The sequence below is a fragment of the Hymenobacter sp. genome, assembly GCF_031398885.1.
In the GTDB taxonomy this organism is placed as follows: domain Bacteria; phylum Bacteroidota; class Bacteroidia; order Cytophagales; family Hymenobacteraceae; genus Hymenobacter.
In genome coordinates this window covers 38,924-64,021 of the sequence record NZ_JANNOD010000051.1, presented here as the reverse complement: position 1 = coordinate 64,021, position 25,098 = coordinate 38,924, and the positions used below count along the sequence as shown (strand labels likewise).

Genomic DNA, 25,098 nt, shown 5'->3' with positions numbered 1-25,098 from the left:
TAATTAAAAAATATGGCCTGGTTCAAGCGCGTCGAAAAGGGCATCGTTACCCCCACGGAAGAGAAAAAGGAAACCCCCGACGGACTCTGGTACAAGTGCCCCGAGTGCAAAACCGTGGCCACCATGGCCGAGCACAAGCGCCTGCTCCACGTGTGCAGCAACTGCCACCACCACGACCGGATTGATGCCGCCGACTACTTCGAGCTGCTCTTTGACGAGGGCCAGTTCACCGAGCTCGACGCCAACCTGACGTCGGGCGACCCGCTGGGCTTCGTCGATACCAAGGAGTACCCCAAGCGCTTGGCGGCCACCGAGCGCAACACGGGCCTGAAGGATGCCGTGCGCACCGCCCACGGCCAGAGTGCCGGCCAGCCGCTGGTGGTGGCGGCCATGGATTTCAAGTTCATCGGCGGCTCTATGGGCTCGGTGGTGGGCGAGAAAATTGCCCGCGCCATCGACTACGCCCGCCAGACGCGCACGCCCTTCCTCATGATTTCGCGCTCCGGCGGGGCCCGCATGATGGAAGCCGGCTACTCGCTGATGCAAATGGCCAAAACCTCGGCCAAGCTGGCGCTGCTTTCGGAGGCCGGCGTGCCCTACGTGAGCCTGCTCACCGACCCCACCACGGGCGGCGTCACGGCCTCGTTTGCCATGCTGGGCGACTTTAACATTGCCGAGCCGGGCGCGCTCATTGGCTTTGCCGGCCCGCGCGTCATCAAGGAAACCATTGGCAAGGACTTGCCCAAGGGCTTCCAAAGCGCCGAGTTTGTGCTGGAGCACGGCTTCCTCGATTTCATCGTGGACCGCCGCGAGCTAAAGCAGCGCCTGGCCGATTTGTTGGGCATGTTACAGCCGGTGGCGGTGGCCGTGCCCGAGCTGCGGGAAGCGCGTCGCACCCCGACCAAAGCCCACCAATAGCCTGGCAGTGGCGCTTTTTGATTTCGGCACACTTCTTGAAAAGCCCGTTTCCGGTACCGGAGCGGGTCTTTCCCGTACAAGGCCGCAAACCCTCTCCCTCATTATTTCTTTTTTGACATGAACACCTCCAAATCGTTTCTTTCCGTGCTGATGGCCTTCGCGCTGTTGTTCAGCTCCTGCGCCACGTCGCAGCAAGCCAGCACCCAGCCCGACCTGTCGACCAACAACGGCACGGGCGCGCGCAAAACCGGCATGAGCAGAACGGCCAAAGGCGGCTTGATTGGCGCCGGCACCGGCGCCGCCGCCGGCGCCATCCTGGGCCGGGTAATCGGCGGGGGCAAGGGCACGGCCATTGGCGCCATCGTGGGCGCCGCGGCGGGTGGCGCCACCGGTGCCGTCATTGGCCGGAAGATGGACAAGCAGGCCGAAGAGCTGCAGAACGACATGAAGAACGCCAAGGTGGAGCGCGTGGGCGAAGGCATCAAAATCACCTTCGACTCGGGCATTCTCTTCGACACGAACGCCGCCGCCCTGCGCCCGGCATCGGTGAGCGAAATCGACAAGATGGCCGCCGTGCTCCTGAAATACCCCGACACCAACGTGCTGGTGGAAGGCCACACCGATGCCAGCGGCTCCGACGCCATCAACCAGCCCCTGAGCGAGCGCCGGGCCCAGGCCGTAGCCACCGAAACCATCGCCAAAGGCGTGGCCTCGAACCGCGTGACCACCCAGGGCTACGGCTCCTCGCAGCCCGTGGGCGACAACGCCACCGCGGAAGGCAAACAGGCCAACCGCCGGGTGGAAGTGGCTATCTACGCCAACGAGAAAATGAAAAAAGCCGCCGAAAAAGGCGACTTGTAGGTTGACACGCTACTTTTAGGCCGGCCACGTACCCGCCAACTGGTAGCGGACCACCTGAAAAAAAGCCGCCCCAACGGGCGGCTTTTTTTGTGCCACGCCCTGCTGGTGGCGCGGTGCGACGAACAAGTTCGACATAACCCGAGCTGCGAGGCCCGCGTTTAAGCCTGGTCGTTATGGTTTTGATTTCTAATCGGCTATTCTCGTGAAAACCTTCCAATCGTTTCTCTTGCTATTGCTGACCTTTGTTTTGTTGACCGGCGGGGCACGGGCGCAAGCTTCTAAAAAAGGGTGGAGCAACAAGGCCAAGGGCGCAGCCATCGGCGGCGGTGCTGGCGCGGTAGCGGGCGCGGCCGTCGGCGGGGGCAAAGGGGCCGTCATTGGTGCGGCTGCGGGCGTGGTGGGCGGTGGCCTGATTGGCCGCAAAAAAGATAAGAAGCAGGACCCGGCCCGCTACAGCGCCTATCGCAACAAGAAATAACGCCCCGGCCGGACCGTGGCGGCAAATAGTTTGGCAAGGTGGTTGCAAATGGCGTACTTGCCGGCCCGTTGCGGCCGCAACGGCTTTCTGCCAGCGTTTCTTACCAAAACTCTTTTCAATCATGAAATTCTTTCGTTCGTCCCTCACTTTCCTACTGGCCCTGCTGCTATTGGTGAACACCTTCGCCCAGGCCCAAAGCTCAACCATATCGACCGATAAGCCGAAAGGCATGAGCAAAACCGCCAAGGGCGGCATCATTGGCGGCTTAGGCGGCGCAGTGGCCGGCGGCGTGGCCGGCCGGCTGATTGGCGGCAAGTCGGGCACGGCCAAAGGGGCCATTATCGGGGCCGTGGTGGGCGGCTCGGCCGGCGCGCTCATCGGCCGCCGCATGGACAAGCAGGCCGCCGAGCTGCGCCGCGACCTGGAAGGCGCCAAAGTGGAGCGCGTGGGCGAAGGCATCAAAATTACTTTCGCTTCGGGCATCCTGTTCGGCACCAACTCGTCGAGCCTCACCCCGGAAGCGGCTGGCAATATCGACCAGCTGGCCGCTACGCTGAAGAAATACGCCGACACCAACGTGGTGATTGAAGGCCACACCGACAGCTCCGGCTCGGACGCCATCAACCAACCCCTGAGCGAGCGCCGGGCCCAGGCCGTGGCCAACGAAATTTCGAACCAGGGCGTGGACACCGGCCGCATCACCTCGACCGGCTACGGCGCCACCCAGCCCGTGGCGGACAACACCTCGGCAGCTGGCAAAGCATCCAACCGCCGCGTGGAAGTGGCCATCTTCGCCAACGACAAAATGCAGAAAGCCGCCAAGCGCGGCCAACTGTAAAGTCGGAATCACGGATTTATCGGATTGCTACGGATTGGTCGGATTTTGTAGCTACCCGCTGATTCAATAACAAAAAGCCGCCCATTCGGGCGGCTTTTTTTTGCTTCTGGCGTACTGTAAATGGTTTATAGTTCGACCACGTAATCTGCTCAATCCGTGCAATTCGATAAATCCGCGGTTCCGACATCGTCCGCCGCCGCCAAGGCCCGGGCCGACCATGCCATCCTCGACCAGTTCTACGGGCACCTGCCGCCCAAGCCGCGTCGCCCGCCCATGCGCGAGCTCATTTCCACGGTGCTCTCGCACCGCACCACCCACGCCGACGAAGAGCTGGCCTACGACCGCATGCTGGCAGCCTTTGGCGACTGGCCCGGCGTGCTGGCCGCTCCCGCGGCTGATTTGGCCCACGCCATTCGCACCACGCGCTGGCCCGACACGCAGGCGCCGCGTATTCAGGATATCCTGCGCCGCATTCAGGCCGAAACCGGGGGGCCTTTCGAGCTAGATTTTCTGGCCAATTGGTCCCTGGAGCGCGGCATGGCCTGGCTGACCGACATGCCCGGCATTGGGCTGAAAACGGCTTCGCTGCTGCTGCTCTTCAACTACCACAAGCCGGTGCTGCCCGTGGACGCGCACGTGCACCGGGTGGCGCAGCGGGTGGGTTTTCTGGGCCCTAAGGTATCGGTGGAGAAAGCCCACGGCGTGCTGCTGGCTTTGCTGCCGGCCGAAGCCGAAACGCTGTTCAATTTCCACAAGCACAACTATTGGCACGGGCAGCAGATTTGTTTTTTCCTGAAGCCCAACTGCGCCCGCTGCCCGCTAAAAGGCTTCTGCAGCTACTACCAGGAGCACTACGGCGCCGCTACTCCAGAGGCGCTGGCGGCTACGCCCGCGCGGTGGGACCCAGCCGCCTGGGGCAAGCTGCCGCATTGAACAGTGGTTAGTGATGAGTGGTCAGTGGTTAGTTTCGTGCTGGCAAGGTGGTCAGGAAGCGGATTGCCTCTGAACATTAATCACTACCCGCTGACCATTAACCAATACCATGCGCCTCGTCAAGCACCCGGTCCTTTGCAATTACTACGTCACGTACCGCTGCAACGCGAAGTGCGCGTTTTGCGACATCTGGGAAAAGCCCTCGCCTTACATCACGCTGGCGGATGTAGACCGCAACCTGCGCGACCTGAAGCGGCTGGGCGTGTCGGTGATTGACTTCACCGGGGGCGAGCCGCTGCTGCACCGGCAGCTGCCCGAATTTCTGGCGCTGGCCCGGGCACTGGGCTTCATCACCACCGTCACGACCAACGGCTTGCTCTACCCCAAAAACGCCTCAACCCTGCGCGGGCTGGTCGACATGCTGCATTTTTCGCTCGACTCGGCCGACCGCGCCACCCACGACCGGGGCCGCGGCGTGGCCTGCTACGACTTTGTGCTCGAAAGCATCCGCGTGGCCAAAGCACTGGGCGAGCGGCCGGACATCCTCTTCACCGTATTTCGCCACAACCTGGCGGATTTGGAGGCCGTGTACCGCGACATCACCCAGCCCAACGGCTTGGTCCTGATTCTCAACCCCGCCTTCGAGTACGGCGCCGTGGAAACCGGCGAGCAGCTCACGCCCGCCGAGCTGGACTACCTCTCCGCCTTCGGCCGGCGCAAGGGCGTGTACCTCAACGAAGCCTTCATCGCGCTGCGGCGCGACGGCGGCAACCACGTGGCCGCGCCCGTGTGCCGGGCCGCCAGCACCACCCTGGTCATTTCGCCCAGCAACGAGCTGGTGCTGCCTTGCTACCACCTCGGCGAGCAGAAATTTCCCATCGAAGGCCAACTGTTCGACCTCTACCACGCGCCCGCAACCCAGCGTCTGGCCGCGCTGGAGGGCCGGCTGCCGCAGTGCGAGGGCTGCACCATCAACTGCTACATGCAGCCCAGCTTCGCGGTGGAAACCAGCAAGTATTTCTGGCAGGCGCTGCCCAGCACGCTGAAGTATAACTGGGAGAAGGGGACGTGGAAGCGGCTGATTGGGGTGTAATTCATCTCGGAGAACGTCATGCCCATCTGGCGTCCGCGCAGCCGAGGCATCTCGCTCGCATTCCTGAACCGAAGGTCAGCGCAGCCAACGATTGAGTCACTTTCCCGAGCGAGATGCCTCGGCTGCGCTCGGCATGACGTTCCTTTTGCTCATTGCTCATTGCTCACTGAAATGGCCCTCATCCTCCCCGTTCACGGCATTCACCCGACCATTCCTGCCGACTGCTTCGTGGCCGACAACGCCACCATTGTGGGCGACGTGGTGCTGGGCAACCGCTGCACCGTCTGGTTCACGGCCGTCATTCGCGGCGACGTGCATAGTATTCGCATCGGCGACGAAACCAACATCCAGGACGGGGCCGTGCTGCATTGCACCTACCAGAAGGCCCCGCTGAGCATCGGCCGCCGCGTGAGCATCGGGCACCGGGCGCTGGTGCACGGCTGCACCGTGGCCGACGACGTGCTCATCGGCATGGGCGCCATCGTGATGGACCACGCCGTGGTGGGCGCCGGCTGCATCATCGCGGCCGGGGCCGTGGTGCTGGAAAATTTCGAGTGCGAGCCCGGGTACCTGTACGCCGGCGTGCCGGCTCGCAAAATCAAGCCCGTAACGGAGGAGCAGCGGGCGGGGCTGCAGCGTACGGCGGCGAACTACCAGTTGTACGCCAGCTGGTTTCGATAAAAAATTGGCAATAAAAAAGGCCTTCCCAAATAGGAAGGCCTTTTTTATTGCTTGTTGTTCGGCGGCGCCTAGTTGGGCAGGGCCAGCTTTCGGGCCTCGATCAGCGCAATGAGGTCGGTGGCTTCGTCGAGTTTCTTTGTAACCCAGGCCAGCTCAAATTCTTTGAGCAGCTTTACGTCCGCCCCTTGGTTTTCGGCGCGGTCCACCAACCCGTTGCGGCGGATGCGGTCGCGGGAGAGCGCATTCTCGGCGTCGCGCTTTTCTTCGCCGTCGGCCAGGGCGGCAAGGTCGGCCTCGGCGGCCGTGATGCGGTCAGGCGGGTCACTTCGGCTTGCAGGGCCGCGGCGTTGCCGAAGTTCTCAAGCTGAAACGCCAGGTTCGACCTGCGGTTGGCCACCGCGTCGCGCTCGCGGCCGAGGGGGATGAGCACCGCGTCGCACGCGGCTTTGGTAGTAAGGTCGCTGACGGAGTACGCCATGGGGGAAGGGGTTGGGTAAAGGGGTTAAAAGATGCGGCAAGATAAGCGCCGCCGTGGCTTATGCAAGCGGTCTGAGCGAAGGTGGGGAATCGTCCGGGTCCGCCGGCTCGCCTAGCGCCTGGGCCAGGGCGTTGGCTTCGGCCAGCAGGCCGGCCAGGCGGGCGCGCAGCAGGGCCTCGGCGGTGGGGCCGCTCCGGGTAGTCAGCTCGGTGCGGGCCGCGTTGTGCAGCAGCACGAGCTGGGCCTGCTGGGTGTCCTGGGCGCGGGGCGGCAGCGGGAGCGCGGCGGCCAGGGCGGCGGGCAAGGCGCTGGCGGCGGCCAGCCGGTGCCGGGCGGGCTGGGCGCGGGCGGGCAGCTCGTGCCGCAGGCGGTGGCGCAGGCGGCGGGCCTGGTCCAGGCAGGCGGCCCGGCGCTTGACCAGCGGGGCGGGGTCGTCGGGCGGGGCGGGGCCGGTGGGTGCCGGCGCCAGCAGTCCGCTCAATGCCCGCAGGCGGGCGCGGGCGTCGGCCGGCAGGGGCCGGGGGCCGGTTTCGGCCTGCGCCACCTGCACCTGCGACACGCCCAGCAGCCGGGCCAGCTCCAGCTGCGAGAAACCAAAGTGTCGCCGCACGGCGGCGGACAGGCCTTCGCCGGCCCCTGCCGTAAATCGTATCATGGGGCGAAGGTAGGCGCGGCTGTTATAGATTTTTTATCAGTAATAAAATTTATAACAGCCGCGAAATTTAAAGTTGTTATAGCTTTTTATTAAAGATAAAATATATAACAACAAAACTCAGCGCGAGAGAAGCCGACCGTTGCCTACTGCCAGAGGGTACCCATGCGGGGTGGTGAGAGGCACGTAGATTAAGAAATAAATCAAATGTATGGATGTCCAAATTACCTCAAAATTTGTAATTAGGGCTTTGCATTGCAAAATCTTCTTTAAACAATCCAGAGCCGGTTTTCCGACTATCGGTAGGTAACTAATAAGAGCGTAAATTATAATTTACTTGTAAATAAATTGACTTTTAACATGTGAAATTGGGTAATTGCCATGTCTCATTTAGTGGCATCCTTTCCTTTTTTTTGCAACCGAACACCGCCTATTTTCACGACATAATTAGTTGATTGCTCCACCAGCGCCGGAAGCCCCAAAGCGTAGTCATAAAAGACGCCATCGTTGCTATCGTAACCGCCATGAGAAACAACCTCCCGCTGTACCTGGCCCTGGTGCTGCTCACCCAGTGCAGCAAGTGCAAGAACGACCCCCGGCCCCGTGACCCGGCCGCCGCCCTGCCCCCCGCCACCCAGACCGGCGCCAACACCTTCGGCTGTCTGGTCAATGGGCAACCCTACACGCCCAAGGGTAATAATGGCACTAGTAACCTATACATCCTGTACGACGCGGGTTTTCGAGGAGGAGCATTAGGAATACAAACCTATCGGATAGATGGAAACCGCCGTCAGTACTTAAGTATTGACATGGCACCGGTAACAACGACAGGCATATACTCTTTTGCAAGACCGGCTGGCATCTGTACAGCTAATTATGCCGACACCCCAGGGGTGGCAAATGGCTGCAACCTCATCTACTCCGACCAGGACGTGGCCTACCGCAGCGGGCAATTGGCGATAACTAAATTCGATACCCGCAACCGGATTGTTTCCGGGACATTCAGCTTCAAGCTCTTGCAAGCCGGCTGCGATACGCTCAAAGTCACGCAAGGGCGCTTTGACGCCAAACTTTAATCTTTTCCTCACCATCTACTCCCAAGCGCATGAAAAAGACTACCCTGCTTTTGCTCTTCTGCTGGTTGCTGGCTTTGGGCCGCGTAGCCGCCCAAAGTTTTCCACTCAGCACTCCGCTCAGTTCACCGCCTAGCACTCCGCCCAGCGATTCGGTGCGGCTGTACCTGGATAACATGTTTGCCAACCTGGACAAGACCCAAGTGCCCACGCCGTACCTCGAAGAGTACGGCTTTCGCTTCGCGCCCCTGCGCCTGTTTGCCGGCACCTTGCAGGATTCGAACCGCACCACGGCTACCCTGTGGCGGCTGCTGTACGGCACGGTGCTCAGCGGGAACATCAACGGCCCGTGCGCCCTGCCCATGCTGCCCGACCTTAATACGGCGCTGCGGACCCAAACGACTGCCTCGCCGGCCATTCCGCTCTTGGTGCAGCGCCTCGACTACGCCACGCTGCGGCCCGATGCCGTTTCGGCCGGGCTGCTGACCGGCCAAAACGAGCAGCTCTTCGACGTGCCCGGCCGCCCCCAGAGCCCCTACCAGGTACGCACCCTGTTTGCGGCCGCGCCGGCCCGCAGCACCGTGCCCACCGGCGACGTATCATTCGTCTTCACGCAGGCCCTGCACGTGCAGAGCGGCGGGGGAGGGCTGCGCAGCCTCAGCCTCGACTTCGGCGACGGCCGCGGCTACCTGGCAACTGCCTGGAACCAGCCCCTCGCGGCCAGCTACAGCACCGCCGGCACCAAGCGCGTAAAGGTGCGCGTCACCTATACCATCCCGCTTGTGGTTTCCAGCAGCAGCACCAAAGCGGGCGGGGCGGTCACGCAGGCCGCGCCCGCGCCCAATAACCCATACGCCACTTACGAAAGCCATTTCGATTTGGAGGTGTTGGCCCCGGCTACCAACGGCGGCGCGGCGCGCTACGCAAACGATGGTTTCACTTATTCCATTCCTCCCCGACCAGGCCTGCATTCAGGTGCATTGGTGTCCGTGCGCCTTGGAGGAGCATTAAACGCCCGCACCCAGATTACCAAGCCGCTGATTGTAGCGGAGGGCTATGACCCATCGTCCATTGCGCCAGAGGTGCAGAGTAATATTGAAATCCGAGATTTCTTAGCAGATATCGCCACCAACTCTTTTTCCACTGGAACCAACTTATTCAATGCCTTGCAAGACCAGTTCGGTCAGAATGGCTACGATATCATCTACATCGACTACAACAACGGCACGGACGACATTCGCCGCAACGCCGCGCTATTTGAGGAAGTGGTGCGCTGGGTGAATAACCAAAAAGTGGTAGACCCCGCCATTGGCGCCAAGCAGCGCAACGTGGTGCTGGGCATTTCGATGGGCGGGCTGGTGGCCCGCTACGGCCTAGCCGAGATGGAGAAGCGCGGCAACGACCCCACCGATACCCGCCTGCTGCTCACCCACGACTCGCCCCACCGCGGGGCCAATACCCCGCTCGGCATTCAGGCCCTTACGCGCCAAGCGGCGGGTAGCTTGGCTGGTCAAACCATCCGAATTTATAATAACGGCATCCCGCGTTTCTTTCCCAAGCTGGCGCTATTTCCGGTGTTGCAGCAGGCGGATGACCTGCTGGACGCGCCTGCTACCAGGCAGTTGCTGCTGGTGCGCGCCACCCGCCAGTTCGTGGGGGCTTTCTCCCAGTTTGGCCACGAGTATAATTCGTTTGTAGACGGTGAGTACCGCACCATGATTACACCGAGTCCCGGCCAGCCTTTCCCCTATGAGTTTAAGGCTACGAGCCTGGGGTCGCAGTGCGCGTCAGGCCTCTTTGCACCGCATAGCGAATTGGTCAGGATAGAAGGGGAGGGCTACATTACCACATTTTTGGCCAGCACGGGCTTGCACACTGAAATTATTGTCAACGCCCTGCCTAACGGCGGGCAGGTGGAGCGGCTCAGCAGCCTGCGTGTTTGGCAGGAAGTACGGGTGTTGTTTTTCAGAACGAAGATTTACCTGACCCGATTCGATTATCACTCGCCGGCCAGCAACCCCGTTGCCTGGGATGGCTTGCCAGGCGGCACACAGCGGATAAATGGACAAATTGACCTGACTCCCGGCACTGGCTTCGGGTGGCAATTTGCATTTGCCGTGTTTGGTTACAATTACAATTTGCAGCTAGTCAATAGTTTTTGTTTTGTGCCCACGGCCAGCGCGCTCGATGTGCCGGTAATTGACAACATCACGACGCGGTCCCGCTACATAAACGACCTGACCTCGGGTCCCAGCCGACCCTTAGCTAGCAAGTTCATTGCGCAGGGGCAGTACAATGACCCAGAAACAGGGCAGACGAGCTTCAACTTTGAGCATCCGCGCTTCCCTGGTCGGCAGGCCCAGTGGCTTTTCAATGAGATGCAGCAACCCTTTACCGGGGCTGCCAACACGGCGGGCTGCATCGCGGAATGCGCCACTCCCCTCGCCATTGCCAGCACCCTGCCGCCGGGGCAACGCCTTTGCCAGAACACCTCGGTGACGTTTTCTCTGCCCAACTTGCCGGCCGGTGCGGTAGTAACCTGGTCGACCGTGCCGGCTGGCAACTTCACGGTGGCCACCGGGGCGGGCCCCACGTTCACGACTGCGGCGTCTTCAAGCGCCAGCGGCAATAGCACCGTTACCGCGACCGTGGGGGCGTGCCAGACGCCAGTATCGTTGACGGTGCCCGTGGGGGGCGGCGAGCCCACCGGCACCTTTTCCGCCTTGGGCGTGGGTTCACTGCCGCTGCAAACGGTGCAGTTCGTGACCCCGGGCTACACCTACAACATGACCATGAACGAGCCCTACGACTTCACCTTTACCTCAAGCTCGCCGTCTATTCCGGTGACAAAGCAGGGAAGTCGATTCGCTAGCTTTTACCTAGGAGCGTCGAGCGGTTTGAGCATTAACGTCGTTTCGACCAATGCGCCCTGCGGCCGCCTATCCGGTACATTTGTTTTTTCAACCTTTGGACGCCGCTTCGTATCCGGGCCCAATCCAGTCAGCGATGAGCTAACCATAACGAGGCTTGGCGAACCCTACTCAACGTTGGGAAGGTCTTCCAGCGGCGTGACCGCGGCTTCCAGCGAACCGTTCGACGTGGAGTTATTTGATGGGTTTGGGCGGCAAGTCAAAGCCCAACGCAGCACCGGCGGCAAAGCTTTGCTGGATGTGCGCGCCCTGCCCAATGGCCTGTATATTTTGCGTACAGGCAGAGGCAAAGAAACCATTAGAGAACATATTCAAATTACGCATTGAAATAATATTGTTGCACGAAAAAAGCCCCGGCGCAAACAGAGCCGGGGCTTTTTTCGTTGGTAACTGCTGTCGTTCTCGTTACCCCTCGCCGCCCAGGTCGCCGCGGGGCTCGGCGCGCTCGGCCACGGTGGTCACGCGCAGCTGCACCAGCTCCACGGCGCGGCGTGAGCGCTGGAGGACGCGGAATTCGTAGGGGTCGAGCACGGCCACGTCGCCCACTTCCGGGATGCTGCCGTAGATGACGTTGAGCAGGCCGCCCACGGTTTCGTAGTCCTCGCCCTCGGGCAGTGGGAAGGGCAGGTACTCGTTGGCGTCGGGGATGGGCGTGGCGGGGTTCACGCGGTACTCGTCCTCGGCTACCTTCTCCACCACGGGCACCTCGTTGTCGTACTCGTCCTGGATTTCGCCCACCAGCTCCTCCATGATGTCCTCGATGGTGACGATGCCCGACACGCCGCCGAACTCGTCGCTCACGATGGCCATCACGATGTGCTTGCGCTGGAACTGGCGCAGCAGGCGGTTAATTTTCTTGGTTTCGGGCACGAAGTAGGGCGGGCGCATGATGCGGGCCAGCTCCACGGGCTCGCCGCGCCGGATGATGGGCAGCAGGTCCTTCACGTTGAGCACGCCCACGATGTTGTCGATGTTGCCCTCGTAGACCGGCATGCGCGAGAAGCCCTCGTTGAACACCACGTCGAGCAGCTCCTCGGCGGGCGCGTTCACGTCGAGGGCCGAGAGCTTGGTGCGGGGCACCATAATCTGCTTCACCATCCGGTCGTTGAACTGAAACACGTTCTCAATCAGCTCGTGCTCGGAGTCCTGGATTTCGCCGCTCTCCTTGCTCTGGTCGAGCAACATGCGCAGCTCGTCGGAGGTGTGGGCGTCGTTGCCGTGCGAGCCTTCGGCGCCAATCAGGCGCAGCACCAGGTTCGAGAGCTTGTTGAGCACCCAGATGAAGGGAAAGCTGACGATGTAGAACACGCGCAGCGGCAGGGCAATGGCCATGCTCAGCGCCTCGGGCCGCTGAATGGCCAGCATCTTGGGGGCTTGCTCGCCGATGACGATGTGCAGCACCGTGATGGTGGCAAACGAGACGGGCAGCGCAATCTGGTGGGCCAGCGTGGGCGTCATGTCCAGGTTGAGGGCCGATACAGCCGCCAGAATGATGGAGGCCACCACGCTCTCGCCTATCCAGCCCAGGCCCAGCGAGGCCAGCGTGATGCCCAGCTGCGAAGCCGAAAGGTAGGCCTCCAGGTCTTGCAGCATGCTGAGGGTGAGCTTGGCCAGGCGGTTGCCTTCTTTGGCGCGCAGCTCGATTTGCGATAAGCGCACCTTGACCAGCGCGAACTCGGCGGCCACGAAAAAACCGTTTACCAGGACCAGTAAAACGGTGAATAGTATTTTTAAACCCATGTCGGCGGCCCCCGCGACGCGGTCGGTCTGGGGGCCTTTGTTACTCAAAAGTACGCAGTTTGGCGCGGGTGGTTGGGGCCCGGCTTGTGGGGCCGGCAGTTTGTGGCCCCCACCGCCTAATTTTGCGGGCCAGAGCGCGTGTAAGCAAACGCCGCCCCGGGCGACTACCCCGCCACCGGCGCGGGGGCGGTTTTCGCAACGAGGGCCAGCCTTTCTCTGTTGTAGGGAAAGGCCGTGGGAATCGAAGACGCGTGCCACCCCCTAATCGAGATGAAGAATTTCTGGATGATTAAGCTTTTGTTGCTTTGGCTGGGCCTGGCCGCGCCCGTTGCGGCCCAAATTCTCACGCCCACCCACCTAAGCACGGCCCTGAGCCGCCCCGCCGCCAAGGTGGGCGAGGAGGTGGAGCTGGTGATAAACGCCCGCATCGACGACAAGTGGCACCTGTACGCCTCCGACTTCAGCGACGAAGTGGGCCCCGTGGTGTTCACGCTGAAGTTCAAGCCCAGCCCGGCCTATGCGCTGGTGGGCAAGCTGCAATCCGTCAAGTCGCACCACGAGCAGGACGAAGTATTCAAAGGCGAAGTGGCCTTTTGGGAGAAAACCGGCCAATTGCGCCAGCGCGTTAAGGTGCTGCAGCCCGGCCCGCTCACCATCACGGCCGAAGCCGAGTACCAAAGCTGCACCACCGTGGACGGCCGCTGCGTGCCCGGCGCCGAAACCCTGCGCTTCGGCCCGCTGACGGCCACGGGCGCGGCCGCCCCGGCCAGGGCCACCGGCGCCGTGGCGCCCGCCGCCCCTGCTGCCAAACCTGCAGTGGCCGCAGCCGCAGCACCCGCGCCGGCCGCTACGGCTGCGACTCCTGCGGCGCTACCCGGGGCCGTTGCGCCGTTGCCCCAGGCCCCCGCCACCGGGTCGGCCAAACCGGCAGCCAGCGCCGCTCAGGCCGCTCAGGCCGCTCAGGCCGCAGTTGCCGCTGCTGCCCCCGCCACAGCTTCCGCGCTCGAAGACCCCGTGAACCAGGCCGGCGGCTTGTGGGGCTTCGCCCTGCTGGCCTTTACTTTCGGGCTGGCCGCGCTGGTTACGCCCTGCGTGTTCCCGATGGTGCCCATGACGGTGTCGCTCTTCACCAGCGGCAACGACAGCCGGCAGCGCGGCATCTTCAAGGCCCTGGTGTACGGGGGCAGCATCATTGGCATTTACGTGCTGGTGGGCGTGCTCGTGTCGGCGCTGTTGGGCGAGGACGGCCCCAACCTCATCAGCACGCACTGGCTGCCCAACGTTGTTTTCTTCGCCGTGTTCGTGGTGTTCGGCCTCTCGTTTCTGGGCTTGTTTGAAATCACGCTGCCCCACCAGATTGTGAACACCGTGGACACCCAGGCCGACAAAGGGGGCTGGGCCGGCATCTTTTTCATGGCCCTCACGCTGGTGGTGGTGTCGTTTTCGTGCACCGCACCCATCGTGGGCAGCATTTTGAGCCTGGCCGCCCGCGGCGAGCGCATCACGCCCATCGTGGGTATGCTGGGCTTCTCGCTGGCGTTTGCGCTGCCGTTCACGCTGTTCGCCATTTTCCCGTCGTGGCTCAAAAGCCTGCCCCGCTCCGGCGGCTGGCTGAACACCGTGAAGGTGGTGCTGGGCTTCGTGGAGCTGATGCTGGCCTTGAAATTCCTGAGCACCGCCGACCTGGCCTACCACTGGCACCTGCTCGACCGCGACGTGTACCTCGTGCTCTGGATTGTGCTCTCGGCGCTGCTGGGCTTTTACTTGCTGGGCAAGTTTCGCCTCTCGCACGACTCCCCGCTCGACCACCTCAGCGTGGGCCGCCTGCTGATGGCCGTGGCCGCTTTTGCCTTCACCGTGTACTTGGTGCCGGGCCTGTTTGGGGCGCCGCTGCCGCTGCTGGCCGGCTACCTGCCGCCCCAAACCAAGCGCGACTTTTCGCTGGCTACGGTTGGCAGCGGCGGCAGCCCGGCCGTGGCGGCCAGCGCCCCCGGCGCCACCCCACTCTGCGAGGCGCCCCGCTTTGGCGATTTTCTGGAGCTGCCCCACAACCTAAGCGGCTACTTCGACCTGGAGCAGGCCCGGCGCTGCGCCCGGGAGCAGAACAAGCCCATCTTTATTGACTTCACCGGCCACGCTTGCGTGAACTGCCGGAAGATGGAAGCGACCGTGTGGAACGACCCGCAAGTGCTGGAGCGCCTGCGCAACGACTACGTGGTGGTAGCCCTGTACGTGGACGACAAAACCGAGCTGCCGGAGAACGAGTGGTACACCTCGCCCCGCGACCGGCAGCTGAAAACCACGCTGGGCAAGCAAAACGCCGACTTGCAGGTGACCCGCTACGGCTTCAACGCCCAGCCCTACTACGTGCTGCTCGACCCCGATGATGCGAGCAACAAACCGCTGGTGGCGCCCATTGCCTACGAACCCGACGTGGCCCAGTTCAGCGCTTTCCTGCAAGCGGGGTTGAAGCAGTTCCGCGGCCAGCGCGCGCCCGTGGCTGCGCGATGAGGCGGTACTTTGGGTTTTTGGCAACGCCTTGCGGGGCGCCGCCCAGCTTGGGGTGGGCCCTGAACGCGAAGAGGCGACCCCCACCCAGGGGCCGCCTCTCATTGGTGTGAGGCGAGCATCCGCCCAGATGCGCCGCCCCGTTTTCCCCTCTTCTCCGCCGTGCTCAACCACCGCCGCAACGGAGCACTACCGCGCACAACATGGCCGGATATCCAGCGTTTGTTGCCCGCTTTTGCCTGTTGCGTTAGTTGCCGTGGCCTTTTTTGCCGTGGATTACAACAAATGTAAGATGTCAACTCAATGGATACAAATACTTTTGATATTTTAGATATTATTTACAATAAATTTAATTTTCACCACTTAATTTTACAACGACTTTACTTTCTTTTCTGCGAAAAATGGCTCGAAACTACGAACTCGATGACACCGACCGGAACATTCTGAACCTGCTCATTCAGGATGCTAAAATGCCGTACACCGAAATTGCCCGCAAGGTCAACGTGTCGGGCGGCACGGTGCACGTGCGCATGGCCCGGCTCGAAGAAATTGGTATTGTCCAGGGCGCGACGCTTCGCATTGATTACCAGAAGCTGGGATACGGGGTGAATGCCTTCCTGGGCATCTACCTGCTCAAAAGCTCGGTGTACACCAGCGTGGTGAACCAGCTGCGCGACATTCCGGAGGTAGTGAGCATCCATTTCACCACCGGCGCCTACGGAGTATTTGCCCGCTTGCTGTGCCGCGATACCCAGCACCTGCGCGACGTTCTGCACGACCGAATCCAGCCCATCGACGGCATCGAGCGCACCGAAACGCTGATATCATTGGAGGAGGTCGTCAACCGCACGGCCAATCTGACTTAAGAAAGTCTCTGGTTTCTAGTTGCTTGTTTCTGGTTGCTGGCAGCCCCGATGCCGCGCTTCCCCGTCAGGCCAGCCGGTCATGGTTACATCTGACAAATTCGCGACAGGAAACAAGCAACCAAAAACCAGGAACCAGCCCGTATGCCCACGCTGCTCATCCAAACCGCTTTCATCGGCGACGTGATTCTGATGACGGCGCTGCTGGAATACCTGGCCCGGCACGAGCCCGCCACGCCGGTGGACGTGCTGGTGCGGCGCGGCAACGAAGCCCTGCTGGCCGGCCACCCCCACGTGCGCCACGTGCTGATTTGGGACAAAAAGCACCGCAAATACGCCGCGCTGTGGCAGCTGCTACGCCAAATCCGGGCCACGGGCTACGGGCGCGTAGTCACGCTGCAGCGCTTTGCCAGCACGGGGTTGCTCACGGCATTTTCCCGGGCGCCCGAACGGGTGGGCTTCGCTGAAAACCCACTCAGCCGCTTCTTCACCCGCCGCGTGCCGCACGCCATCGGCGACGGTACCCACGAGGTAGAACGCAACTTGCGGCTGCTGCGCAGCAACGAGGAATTAAGAATGAGGAATGAAAAATTGTCGTCGAGCAATTCCTCATTCCTCATTCTTAATTCCTCATTAAGCGCAGCGTCCAGGCCCCGGCTTTATCCCTCGGCGGCCGACGAAGCCGCGGCGGCCCCTTGGGCGGCGGCCGGGCCCTACGTGTGCCTGGCGCCCACTTCGGTGTGGTTTACGAAGCAGTACCCGGAGGAAAAGTGGCGGGAACTGCTGGCGGCCCTGCCCGCTGGCCTGCGGGTGTACTTGCTGGGCGGCCCGCCCGACGTGGCCGCGTGCGCCCGGCTGGCGGCCGCCAGCGGCCGCCCAAACGTGGCCAACCTGGCCGGTGAAATCGGGTTGCTGGCCTCGGCTGCGCTCATGCGCGGGGCCGTGATGAACTACGTGAACGACTCGGCGCCCCTGCACCTGTGCTCGGCCGTGGACGCGCCGGTCACGGCGGTGTTTTGCAGCACGGTGCCCGCGTTTGGGTTCGGGCCGCTGGCGCCGGTGTCGTTTGTGGTGGAAACCCGGGAGCCGCTGGCGTGCCGACCCTGCGGACTGCACGGGCACGGCGCCTGCCCGCTGGGGCACTTCCGCTGCGCTCACGGCATTGCGGTGGGGCAACTACTGGCGACGCTGCCGGTTTTGTAGCACGCAGCCCTCGCTGCGTACGCGAGCACAGCGAGCAGGTGGTGTTGTGCCATTCGTCGGATGCTCGCTTCGCTCGCGTACGCAGCAAAGGCTGCGTGCCACGGACGCGCCATGCTACGTGCGTGCCACTGTACCTTTGTATTACTTATGCTTGATTACCATATCCACGAGTATCCCAACGGCATCCGCCTCCTACACAAGCAGGTACCGCACACTAAAATCGCACACTGCGGTTTTTTGCTCGACATTGGCTCGCGCGACGAGGCCCCGCACCAGCAAGGGCTGGCCCACTTCTGGGAGCACATGGCCTTCAAGGGCACCCAGAAGCGCAAGTCGTTCCACATCCTCAACCGCCTTGAAACCGTGGGCGGCGAGCTGAACGCCTACACCACCAAAGAGAAAATCTGCTTTTATGCCGCGCTGCTCAGCACCCATTTCGAGCGCGCGTTCGAGCTGCTCACCGACCTCACATTCAACTCCGTGTTCCCGGGCCGCGAGGTGGAGAAGGAGCGGGGCGTGATTCTGGAAGAAATGAGCATGTACCAGGACGCCCCGGAAGATGCCATTATCGACGATTTTGACACCGTGGTGTTCGGTGAGCACCCGCTGGGCGTGAACATTCTGGGTACCCGCGAGAGTGTGAGCCGCTTCCAAACGGCCGACTTTCACGCTTTTTTGCAAGAGCAGCTGCGCACCGACCGGCTGGTGTTCAGCTCGGTGAGCAACCTGTCGTTTGCCGAGGTGAAGCGACTGGCCGACAAGTTTCTGGCGCCGCTGCCAGCCCGGCGGGGTCCGCGGGTGCGCCGGCCCGTGGGCGGGTACGCGCGCAAAAGCCAGGTTGAAACCCGCCCCATCTCGCAGGCGCACTGCCTGCTGGGCGGCCCGGCCTACCCGCTGAGCGACCCGCGCCGCATCCCGTTCTTCATGCTCAATAACATCCTCGGCGGCCCCGGCATGAACTCGCGCCTCAACCTGGCGGTGCGGGAGAAATACGGTCTCGTGTACACCATCGACAGCACGTATTCGCCCTACACCGACACGGGCCTGTTCGGCATTTACTTCGGCACCGAGGGCAAGCAGGTGAAGCGCACCCTGGGCCTGGTGCAGAAGGAGCTAAAGCTGCTGCGTGAAAAAACCCTCACCACCAACCAGCTGCACACCGCCAAGCACCAGCTCATGGGCCAGCTGGCGATGAGCGAGGAAAGCAACAGCGGCCTGATGCAGCTGCTCGGCAAGAGCACCCTGGACCTAGGCCGCGTGGAGCCGCTGAGCGAGATTTTCGAGAAAATCGAGCGGATTTCGGCAGCCGAGCTGCGCGACATGGCCAACGAAGTGCTGACCGACGAGCACCTGAGCGTGCTGCAATACGTGCCGGAAGGGAAGTAATGAGCCAGCCCGCATTCGGCCACGTGGGCAGCTACCGGCCGGGCGACACGTTCCGCGACCGGCTGACGCTGGCCGCCAGCGGCGTGCACCGGCCGCGGCGGGCGGGCGTGTGCGGCACCCAGCAGCTCGGGGCGGAGAGCATCGTGCTGGCCGGGCAGTACGAGGACGACGAGTTTGGGGAGGAGGAAATCCGCTACGCCGGCAACGGCGGGCGCGACCCCAAAACGGGCCGCCAAATCACCGACCAGGTGGCCAGCGGCGCTAACTTGGCCTTGCTAAAAAGTGCGGAAACCGGCCGGCCGGTGCGCGTGTTGCGCAAGGTGCCGGCCGAGGACGGTGGGCCGGATGTGTACCGGTACGAGGGACTGTACCGGGTAGTGGGCTCCAGCTATGGGCCGGGCAAGTCGGGCTTTCGGGTCTACGTGTTCCGGCTGCGGCCATTCGATTTTTAGCCCGCAGAGGGCGCAGAGGATTGCGCAGAAGTCGCAGAACGTTCTGCGTCATCAGCGTAAAACTTCAGCGTCCTCTGCGGGCTAAATGCTGCCAGAACTAATGACCGACCCCACCGAAACCTACGCCGAACTACACACCGCGCCCGAGCCGCCGCTGCTGGCCCAGCTTACCCGCGAAACGCACCTGCAAACCCTGCTGCCGCGCATGAGCAGCGGCCACGTGCAAGGGCGCTTCCTGAGCCTGCTCAGCCACCTGATGCGGCCGCGGCGCGTGCTGGAAATTGGCACGTTTTGCGGGTACGCCACACTGTGCCTGGCCGAGGGGCTGGCCGCTGACGGAGTTCTGCACACCATTGAAATCGACCCCGAGCGGGAGGCGCGGATCCGGCGCTACGTGGCGGCGGCCGGCGTGGCCGAGCGGGTGCGGCTGCACATCGGCGCGGCGCTCGACGTTTTGCCGGGCCTGGTCGGTGAAGTGTGGGACCTGGTCTTTATTGACGCCGACAAGCGTAACAACGGCGCTTACTTTGACGCCGTCATTGAACAGGTGCGGCCCGGCGGGTTGCTTGTCGTGGATAACGTGCTGTGGAGCGGTAAGGTGCTGCCCGCGCACGCGCTGAAAGCCGGTGACAAGGACACGCCGCTGGTGCGGGCCTTCAACGACCAGGCGGCCCGGGACCCGCGGGTAGAGCCGGTCTTCCTGCCCCTGCGCGACGGCCTGCTGCTGCTGCGCAAAAAGTAGCTGCTGCGCCGGCCGGGCCGGTTGCTAAACCCCGGGCAGGCGAATGCTGTCTGACGACTTTCCGTTGCTTTCCCCGGTTCTATGCGGCGCCTTGTTACCCTATTTTTCTTGCTGATGACCGCGGGGGCGGCCCGGGCCCAGGCGCCCACCACGGTGAGCGGGCGCGTGACCGACGGCAAGGACCAGGCGCCGCTCATCGGGGCCAACGTGCTGCTCATTCGCCTGCCGGACTCGGTCAAAACCGGCGCCGCGGCTGACGCCGAAGGCCGGTTTCAATTCGATAATGTGGCCGCCGGGCGCTACCTGCTCGACGCTTCTTTCGTGGGCTACGCCAAGTTGCGTCAGGTCGTGACGGTGAGTGGCCAGCCCGTGCAGCTGGGCGCACTCGCGCTGCAGGCCGGCGGCGTGCAGCTCAAGGGCGTGGTGGTGACGGGCGCGGCCGTGCAGTCGGTGCAGAAGGGCGACACCACCCAGTTCAACGCCCGCGCTTTCAAAACCAACCCCGACGCCAACGCCCAGGACCTGATTACGAAGATGCCGGGCGTGAGCGTGGGCCCCGACGGCAAGGTGCAGGCCCAGGGCGAAAACGTGCAGCGCGTGCTGGTCGACGGCAAGGAGTTTTTCGGCAACGACCCCGACGCGGTGCTCAAAAACCTGCCCGCTGAAATAGTGGACAAGGTGGAAGTATTCGACCAACGCAGCGAGCAGAGCCGATTTTCGGGCTTCGACGACGGCAATACCACCAGGACTATTAACATCGTGACCAAGGTGGAGTTTCGCAACGGCACCTTCGGGCGGGTGGTGGCCGGGGCGGGGCCGGAGCGCTACCGGGCCAGCGGCAATGTGAACACCTTCAAGGGCGCCCGGCGGCTGTCGGTGCTGGCGCAGGCCAACAATGTGAACGAGCAGAACTTCGGCACCGAGGACCTGCTGGGCGTGGTGGGCAACGCCAACCAGGGCGGCGGCGGGCGCGGCGGCCGGGGCGGCGGCAGCCCCGGGGGCGCCGGCAACGGCGGCAACGCGGGCGATTTTCTGGTGAACCAGAGCGGTGGCCTCACCAAAACCACGGCCGTGGGCCTGAACTACTCCGATTCCTGGAACAAGAAAACCGACCTCGCGGCCAGCTACTTCTTCAATCGGGCCGACAACACGCTGCTGAGCAACACCCAGCGGCAGTTCGCCGACTCGGCCCGCACGCAGTACGCGCAGGGCGCCAACACCACCAGCCGCAACACCAACCAGCGCTTCAACCTGCGCCTGGAGCACAAGCTGGACTCGGCCAATTCCGTTCTGTTTCGGCCGCGTTTCAGCTACCAGCAGAACGAGGCGGCCAGCACCATTGCGGGCTTCACGCGCCGCGGCGACCGGGAGCAGAGCCGCATCAACAGCGACTACAACGCCGACAACAACGGCCTGAACACCGGCGGCGACTTGCTATTGCGCCACCGCTTTCCCAAGCCCGGGCGCACCGCCAGCCTGAGCGTCGGCGGCAGCTACGGCCGGCGCGCCGCCGCCACCGCCCTGCAGTCGCAAAGCACGGACTCGGCCTTCACCAACCTGAACCAGGACAGCCGGCTCCGGCAGCGCGGCGGCAGCCTCAACGCCAACTTGTCGCTGACCGAAGCCCTCACGCGCACCGACGTGCTGCAGGGCACCTACGCCATCAACTACGCGCCCAACAATTCGGACAAGCGGACCTTCGACCTGCTGGCCGGCGACACCCGCCAACTGAACGAGGGCCTGAGCAACGTGTTCGAGAACTACTACCTCACGCAGTCGGGCGGCCTTACCTACCGGCACATCACGCCCAAGTATCAGGCCAGCCTGGGCCTGGCCGGACAATACGCCGAGCTGTACAGCGACGCGCAGTTTCCGCGGCCCGGCACCGGGCGCTACACCTTCGTGAACCTGCTGCCCAACGCCAACCTCAACTACCGCTTCACGCGCCAGAAAAACCTACGCCTGAACTACCGCACCACCACCAACCCGCCCAGTGTGAACCAGCTGCAGGCCGTGGTGAACAACGCCAACCCGCAGCAGCTCACCATCGGCAACCCCACGCTGCGCCAGGAGTTCCAGCACGCGGCCAACCTGCGTTACTCGGCCTCGAACCCCGAAGCGTCGAGCAGTTTCTTCGCCGTGCTCTCGGGCTCTTACACCCAAAACCCCATCGCCAACCGCACCGTCGTGGCCGTGCGCGAAACCACCGTGACGCTGGCGGGCGCGCCGGACGTGCGCCTGCCCGCCGGCGCCCAGCTCACCCAGCCCACCAACCTGAGCCAGCAGTACGCGGCGCGCTCGCTGGTGAGCTACGGGCGGCCCATCAAGCCGCTCAAAACCAACGTGAACCTGAGCCTGAACGCCAGCTTCACCCAAACGCCGGGCCTGGTGAACGACGGCCTGAACTACGCCCGCGTGCCAGCGCTGGGGGCCGGCCTCACGCTCAGCTCCAACATCAGCCCCAACTTCGATTTCACGGTGTCCAGCACGTCGAGCCAGAATTTCGTGCGCAACACCCTGCGGGCCAACCTCAATACCAACTACTTCGCGCAGGTCTCGCGCCTGCGCCTGGGCTGGATTGTGGGCCCGGGCATCAACTTCCAAACCGACCTCGTACACCAGGCCTACGCGGGCCTGGCGGCCGGCTACAACCAGCAGTACGTCCTGTGGAACGCCAGCCTGGGCAAGAAAATATTCCCCGGGCAGCGGGGCGAAATTCGCGTCTACGCCTTCGACCTGCTGGGCCAGAACCGCGCCATCCAGCGCAACGTGACCGAGGCCTACTACGAGGACGTGCAAACCACCATCCTGCAGCGCTACTTCATGCTGATGTTCACCTACAACATCCGCAGCGGCAACGTGATAGCGCCTGCCGAATCCCGGGATGCGCCGCGGGGCGAGCGGGGCGCCGGCCGTCCCGACAGCGGCGGCCGGCGGGATGGCGCCGGTGGCCCTCCGTAGAGAGGAAGCGCGGGGCGAGGCCGGGTCTCGTGCGGTTTCATCGGCAGGCACCTCGTTTTGCCCAAAATTCAGGTTCTTTGCAATCTCTGGGCAGGTGGCGGCCGCAATGGCCGCCGCCTGCCCGCCCTGCTTATGCGAAATCCTACTGCGATACTGCTGCTGAGCCTGGCCCTGGGCGGCCCCGTGGCGGCCCAAGCCACGGCGCCGCTCCCGCGCCTGCAAGTGCCCGCCGCCTTCGACGTGGCCGGCCTGCACCTCGTGCTGAATGATGAAGCCCAGCGCCTGGTGCAGCAAAAAGCCGATGGCCTGCGCCGCCACCAGCCCTCTTTCCAGGCCCGGGTGGACCGGGCTGATGCCGCGTTTCCGCTCATCGACCGGGTGCTGAAGGAGGAAGGCGTGCCGCTGGATTTTCACTACCTGGTGTTGCAGGAAAGCGCCCTGATTGGCGATGCCGAGAGCACCCACCAGGCCGTGGGCTACTGGCAGCTCAAGCGCGAAACCGCCACCGGCCTGGGCCTGGTGGTGAACGACGCCGTGGACGAGCGCAAGCACCTCACGGCCAGCACCCGCGCCGCCGCCCGCTACCTGGTCCGCAACAACGCCGGCCTGCGCAACTGGCTCAACGCCCTGCTCAGCTACAACACCGGCCTGACCGGCGTTCGGCCCTACACCCTGCCCACCGACGCCGGCGCCACCGAGATGGCCGTCACCGGGGCCACGTCGCCCTACGTGCTGATGTTTCTGGCCCAGAAGCTAGCCTTCGAGCCCGCCTGCGGCCAAAACCCTCGGCCGCCGCTGCGCCTGCGCGAGTTCCCCGCCGTGACCGGCCGCACCCTCGAAGCCCAGGCCCAGACGCTGCGCGTGGAGCCGGCCGCGCTGGCCGCTCACAACCGTTGGCTGCTGGCCGCCGCCGTGCCCGCCGGCCGGACCTACACGCTTCTTGTGCCCGTCGGCGACGCAACCCAGGCCGCGGGCACCGTGGCCAACCAGCGCCTGCAAAGCAGCCCGCAGCTCATCACCATGCCCGCCGTGGCCGCCAACGCCGCCGAAGTGCGCCTCAACGACCTGCGCGCCCTCATCGCCCTGCCCGGCGAAACCACCGCCGACCTGGCCCAGCGCGGCGGCCAGCGCCTCGGCGAGTTCCTGCACCACAACGAGCTAACGGCCTTCGACGTGGCTACTCCCGGCCGGCCGTATTACCTGGAAAGCAAGCGTGACGCGGGCGCCGTGGAGTACCACGTGGTGCAGCCCGGCGAAACCGTGTTCGACGTGGCCCAGAAATACGGTTTGCGCAAAAAAGCCATTCTGACCAAAAATCGCCTTGCGCCCACCGATGCGCTGGCGACGGGCCGGGTGCTGTGGCTTCAGCACACGCGGCCGCGCGAAGTGCCCGTCGAGTTCCGCACCCTGCCCGAAGGCGTGGCGTTGGAGCGTGCCGCTACCAGCAGCGCCCCCGCCGCCGAAGCACTGGAAACCATCGTATCCAGCCGGGAGGCTGCTATTGAGTCCACTAAGGGCCGCACCGGAAAGCGCCAAGGCGCGGCCGCCGACGAGAAAGATGGTTGGGGGGAAGCCCTGTCGACCGCCACTGCGGCCGCGGCGCCAACGCCGCCCCCGGCCCCAGTTCCTCCAGTGGCGCCCGCGGGAGAAGTAGGCCGGTTGCCGGCGCCGGTTGCGCTGCCGGAGTCCACGCCGTTGGCCGATGAGCCCACCCCTGCCGAGACTGGGTCGGAGGGTGCGGAGAGCCGCCCGGTTGCCGCGCCCGCGTCCGTGCCCCGGGTGGTGCCGGCCCCGGTCTACCCGGTGGTGCCGCCCGCCCCGCGCCCCGCGCCCGCCGCACCCAAAATGGCATCTGTCCCGGCCCCCGTTACGGCCGAGGCCGCTACCCACCGCGTTGAGCCAAAGGAAACGATTTACTCCATCAGCCGACTCTACCAAATGTCCCCGGGCGCGCTCATGGCCATCAATAAGCTGGCGCTCCCGGCCAATTTGGCCGTGGGGCAGGTACTGCTGCTGAAAGCGCCCGAAGCACCGGGTTCCGCCGCTACTCCGGCGGCCCCCGTCCGTCCGGGTGGCCGCACTACTTCCTCCGTCCTCTACTCGCCGAAAGCTGTCGTGGCATCCGGCTCGGTGCCGGCGGGCAGGGCAGTTGCCCAGCACATCGTGGCCAAGGGCGAAACCCTGTACAGCATTGCCAAGCGCTACCAGGTAACGGTAGCCGACCTGCAAGCCTGGAATGGCAAGCTGGACGGCAACGTGCGGATAGGGGAGGTGCTGCGCGTGCAAGCGAACGCCAAGTAACGGCTGC

The 25,098-nt window shown here is 63.7% G+C and carries 20 protein-coding genes; 17 read left to right on the top strand and 3 right to left on the bottom strand.

The genetic code is table 11. The features are described from left to right. The first annotated feature begins 12 nt into the window (after window positions 1-12). The 7 genes from accD (at window position 13) to RMO51_RS09380 (ending at window position 5,802) form a co-directional block, all read left to right on the top strand. On the top strand, window positions 13-918 hold the full coding sequence (gene accD, locus RMO51_RS09410) for an acetyl-CoA carboxylase, carboxyltransferase subunit beta (protein WP_310394099.1): 906 nt from the start codon (window positions 13-15) through the stop codon (window positions 916-918). 117 nt (window positions 919-1,035) lie between these two features. Further along, window positions 1,036-1,779, top strand: a complete 744-nt coding sequence (locus RMO51_RS09405) for an OmpA family protein (RefSeq protein WP_310394096.1) — start codon at window positions 1,036-1,038, stop codon at window positions 1,777-1,779. A gap of 202 nt (window positions 1,780-1,981) precedes the next feature. Continuing rightward, entirely contained in the window at window positions 1,982-2,257 is a 276-nt protein-coding gene (locus tag RMO51_RS09400; protein WP_310394094.1) for a YMGG-like glycine zipper-containing protein, read from the top strand. 121 nt (window positions 2,258-2,378) lie between these two features. Further along, window positions 2,379-3,095 (top strand): OmpA family protein, encoded by a 717-nt coding sequence (locus RMO51_RS09395; protein ID WP_310394092.1) that lies wholly within the window; start codon window positions 2,379-2,381, stop codon window positions 3,093-3,095. A gap of 156 nt (window positions 3,096-3,251) precedes the next feature. Continuing rightward, window positions 3,252-4,028: an endonuclease III gene (gene nth, locus RMO51_RS09390; protein WP_310394091.1), complete on the top strand. Its 777-nt coding sequence runs from the start codon at window positions 3,252-3,254 to the stop codon at window positions 4,026-4,028. A 109-nt stretch (window positions 4,029-4,137) separates the two neighbouring features. Continuing rightward, on the top strand, window positions 4,138-5,121 hold the full coding sequence (locus tag RMO51_RS09385; RefSeq protein ID WP_310394088.1) for a radical SAM protein: 984 nt from the start codon (window positions 4,138-4,140) through the stop codon (window positions 5,119-5,121). A 171-nt stretch (window positions 5,122-5,292) separates the two neighbouring features. Continuing rightward, complete coding sequence (locus RMO51_RS09380) at window positions 5,293-5,802, top strand: gamma carbonic anhydrase family protein (protein ID WP_310394086.1); 510 nt, start codon at window positions 5,293-5,295, stop codon at window positions 5,800-5,802. Between the two features lie 172 nt (window positions 5,803-5,974). Here RMO51_RS09380 and RMO51_RS09375 read toward each other — a convergent pair whose 3' ends face one another. Then, a complete protein-coding gene (locus RMO51_RS09375) occupies window positions 5,975-6,280 on the bottom strand; it encodes a hypothetical protein (protein ID WP_310394084.1) in 306 nt (101 codons plus the stop codon). A 58-nt stretch (window positions 6,281-6,338) separates the two neighbouring features. Continuing rightward, window positions 6,339-6,935 carry a helix-turn-helix transcriptional regulator gene (locus RMO51_RS09370; RefSeq protein WP_310394082.1) on the bottom strand — a complete coding sequence of 199 codons (597 nt, stop codon included), beginning with the start codon at window positions 6,933-6,935 and terminating at the stop codon, window positions 6,339-6,341. 521 nt (window positions 6,936-7,456) lie between these two features. On the opposite strand from RMO51_RS09370, the gene RMO51_RS09365 reads away from it, so the two are divergent. Both RMO51_RS09365 and RMO51_RS09360 read left to right on the top strand, forming a co-directional pair. Beyond that, window positions 7,457-8,008, top strand: coding sequence for a DUF6252 family protein (locus tag RMO51_RS09365; protein WP_310394080.1), 552 nt, complete (start codon window positions 7,457-7,459; stop codon window positions 8,006-8,008). A gap of 29 nt (window positions 8,009-8,037) precedes the next feature. After that, on the top strand, window positions 8,038-11,262 hold the full coding sequence (locus tag RMO51_RS09360; protein ID WP_310394078.1) for a T9SS type A sorting domain-containing protein: 3,225 nt from the start codon (window positions 8,038-8,040) through the stop codon (window positions 11,260-11,262). A gap of 78 nt (window positions 11,263-11,340) precedes the next feature. On the opposite strand, the gene RMO51_RS09355 is transcribed toward RMO51_RS09360, so the two are convergent. After that, window positions 11,341-12,723: a hemolysin family protein gene (locus tag RMO51_RS09355; RefSeq protein ID WP_310394076.1), complete on the bottom strand. Its 1,383-nt coding sequence runs from the start codon at window positions 12,721-12,723 to the stop codon at window positions 11,341-11,343. 222 nt (window positions 12,724-12,945) lie between these two features. Here RMO51_RS09355 and RMO51_RS09350 point away from each other — a divergent pair, with 222 nt between their 5' ends. The 8 genes from RMO51_RS09350 to RMO51_RS09315 all read left to right on the top strand — a co-directional run bounded on the left by RMO51_RS09350 (window position 12,946) and on the right by RMO51_RS09315 (window position 25,091). Continuing rightward, window positions 12,946-15,186: a cytochrome c biogenesis protein CcdA gene (locus tag RMO51_RS09350; RefSeq protein WP_310394074.1), complete on the top strand. Its 2,241-nt coding sequence runs from the start codon at window positions 12,946-12,948 to the stop codon at window positions 15,184-15,186. 398 nt (window positions 15,187-15,584) lie between these two features. After that, window positions 15,585-16,049 carry an Lrp/AsnC ligand binding domain-containing protein gene (locus RMO51_RS09345; RefSeq protein WP_310394071.1) on the top strand — a complete coding sequence of 155 codons (465 nt, stop codon included), beginning with the start codon at window positions 15,585-15,587 and terminating at the stop codon, window positions 16,047-16,049. Window positions 16,050-16,190: 141 nt separating this feature from the next. Continuing rightward, a complete protein-coding gene (locus RMO51_RS09340) occupies window positions 16,191-17,249 on the top strand; it encodes a glycosyltransferase family 9 protein (RefSeq protein WP_310394069.1) in 1,059 nt (352 codons plus the stop codon). A gap of 147 nt (window positions 17,250-17,396) precedes the next feature. Further along, complete coding sequence (locus RMO51_RS09335; protein ID WP_310394067.1) at window positions 17,397-18,635, top strand: pitrilysin family protein; 1,239 nt, start codon at window positions 17,397-17,399, stop codon at window positions 18,633-18,635. Continuing rightward, a complete protein-coding gene (locus tag RMO51_RS09330; protein ID WP_310394066.1) occupies window positions 18,635-19,087 on the top strand; it encodes a YDG/SRA domain-containing protein in 453 nt (150 codons plus the stop codon). The genes RMO51_RS09335 and RMO51_RS09330 overlap by 1 nt, the downstream gene beginning before the upstream one ends. 85 nt (window positions 19,088-19,172) lie before the next feature. Then, window positions 19,173-19,829, top strand: a complete 657-nt coding sequence (locus tag RMO51_RS09325) for an O-methyltransferase (RefSeq protein ID WP_310394064.1) — start codon at window positions 19,173-19,175, stop codon at window positions 19,827-19,829. A gap of 81 nt (window positions 19,830-19,910) precedes the next feature. Further along, on the top strand, window positions 19,911-22,790 hold the full coding sequence (locus RMO51_RS09320; protein WP_310394062.1) for an outer membrane beta-barrel protein: 2,880 nt from the start codon (window positions 19,911-19,913) through the stop codon (window positions 22,788-22,790). 132 nt (window positions 22,791-22,922) lie between these two features. Then, window positions 22,923-25,091 carry a LysM peptidoglycan-binding domain-containing protein gene (locus tag RMO51_RS09315; RefSeq protein ID WP_310394060.1) on the top strand — a complete coding sequence of 723 codons (2,169 nt, stop codon included), beginning with the start codon at window positions 22,923-22,925 and terminating at the stop codon, window positions 25,089-25,091. Window positions 25,092-25,098: the final 7 nt, after the last annotated feature.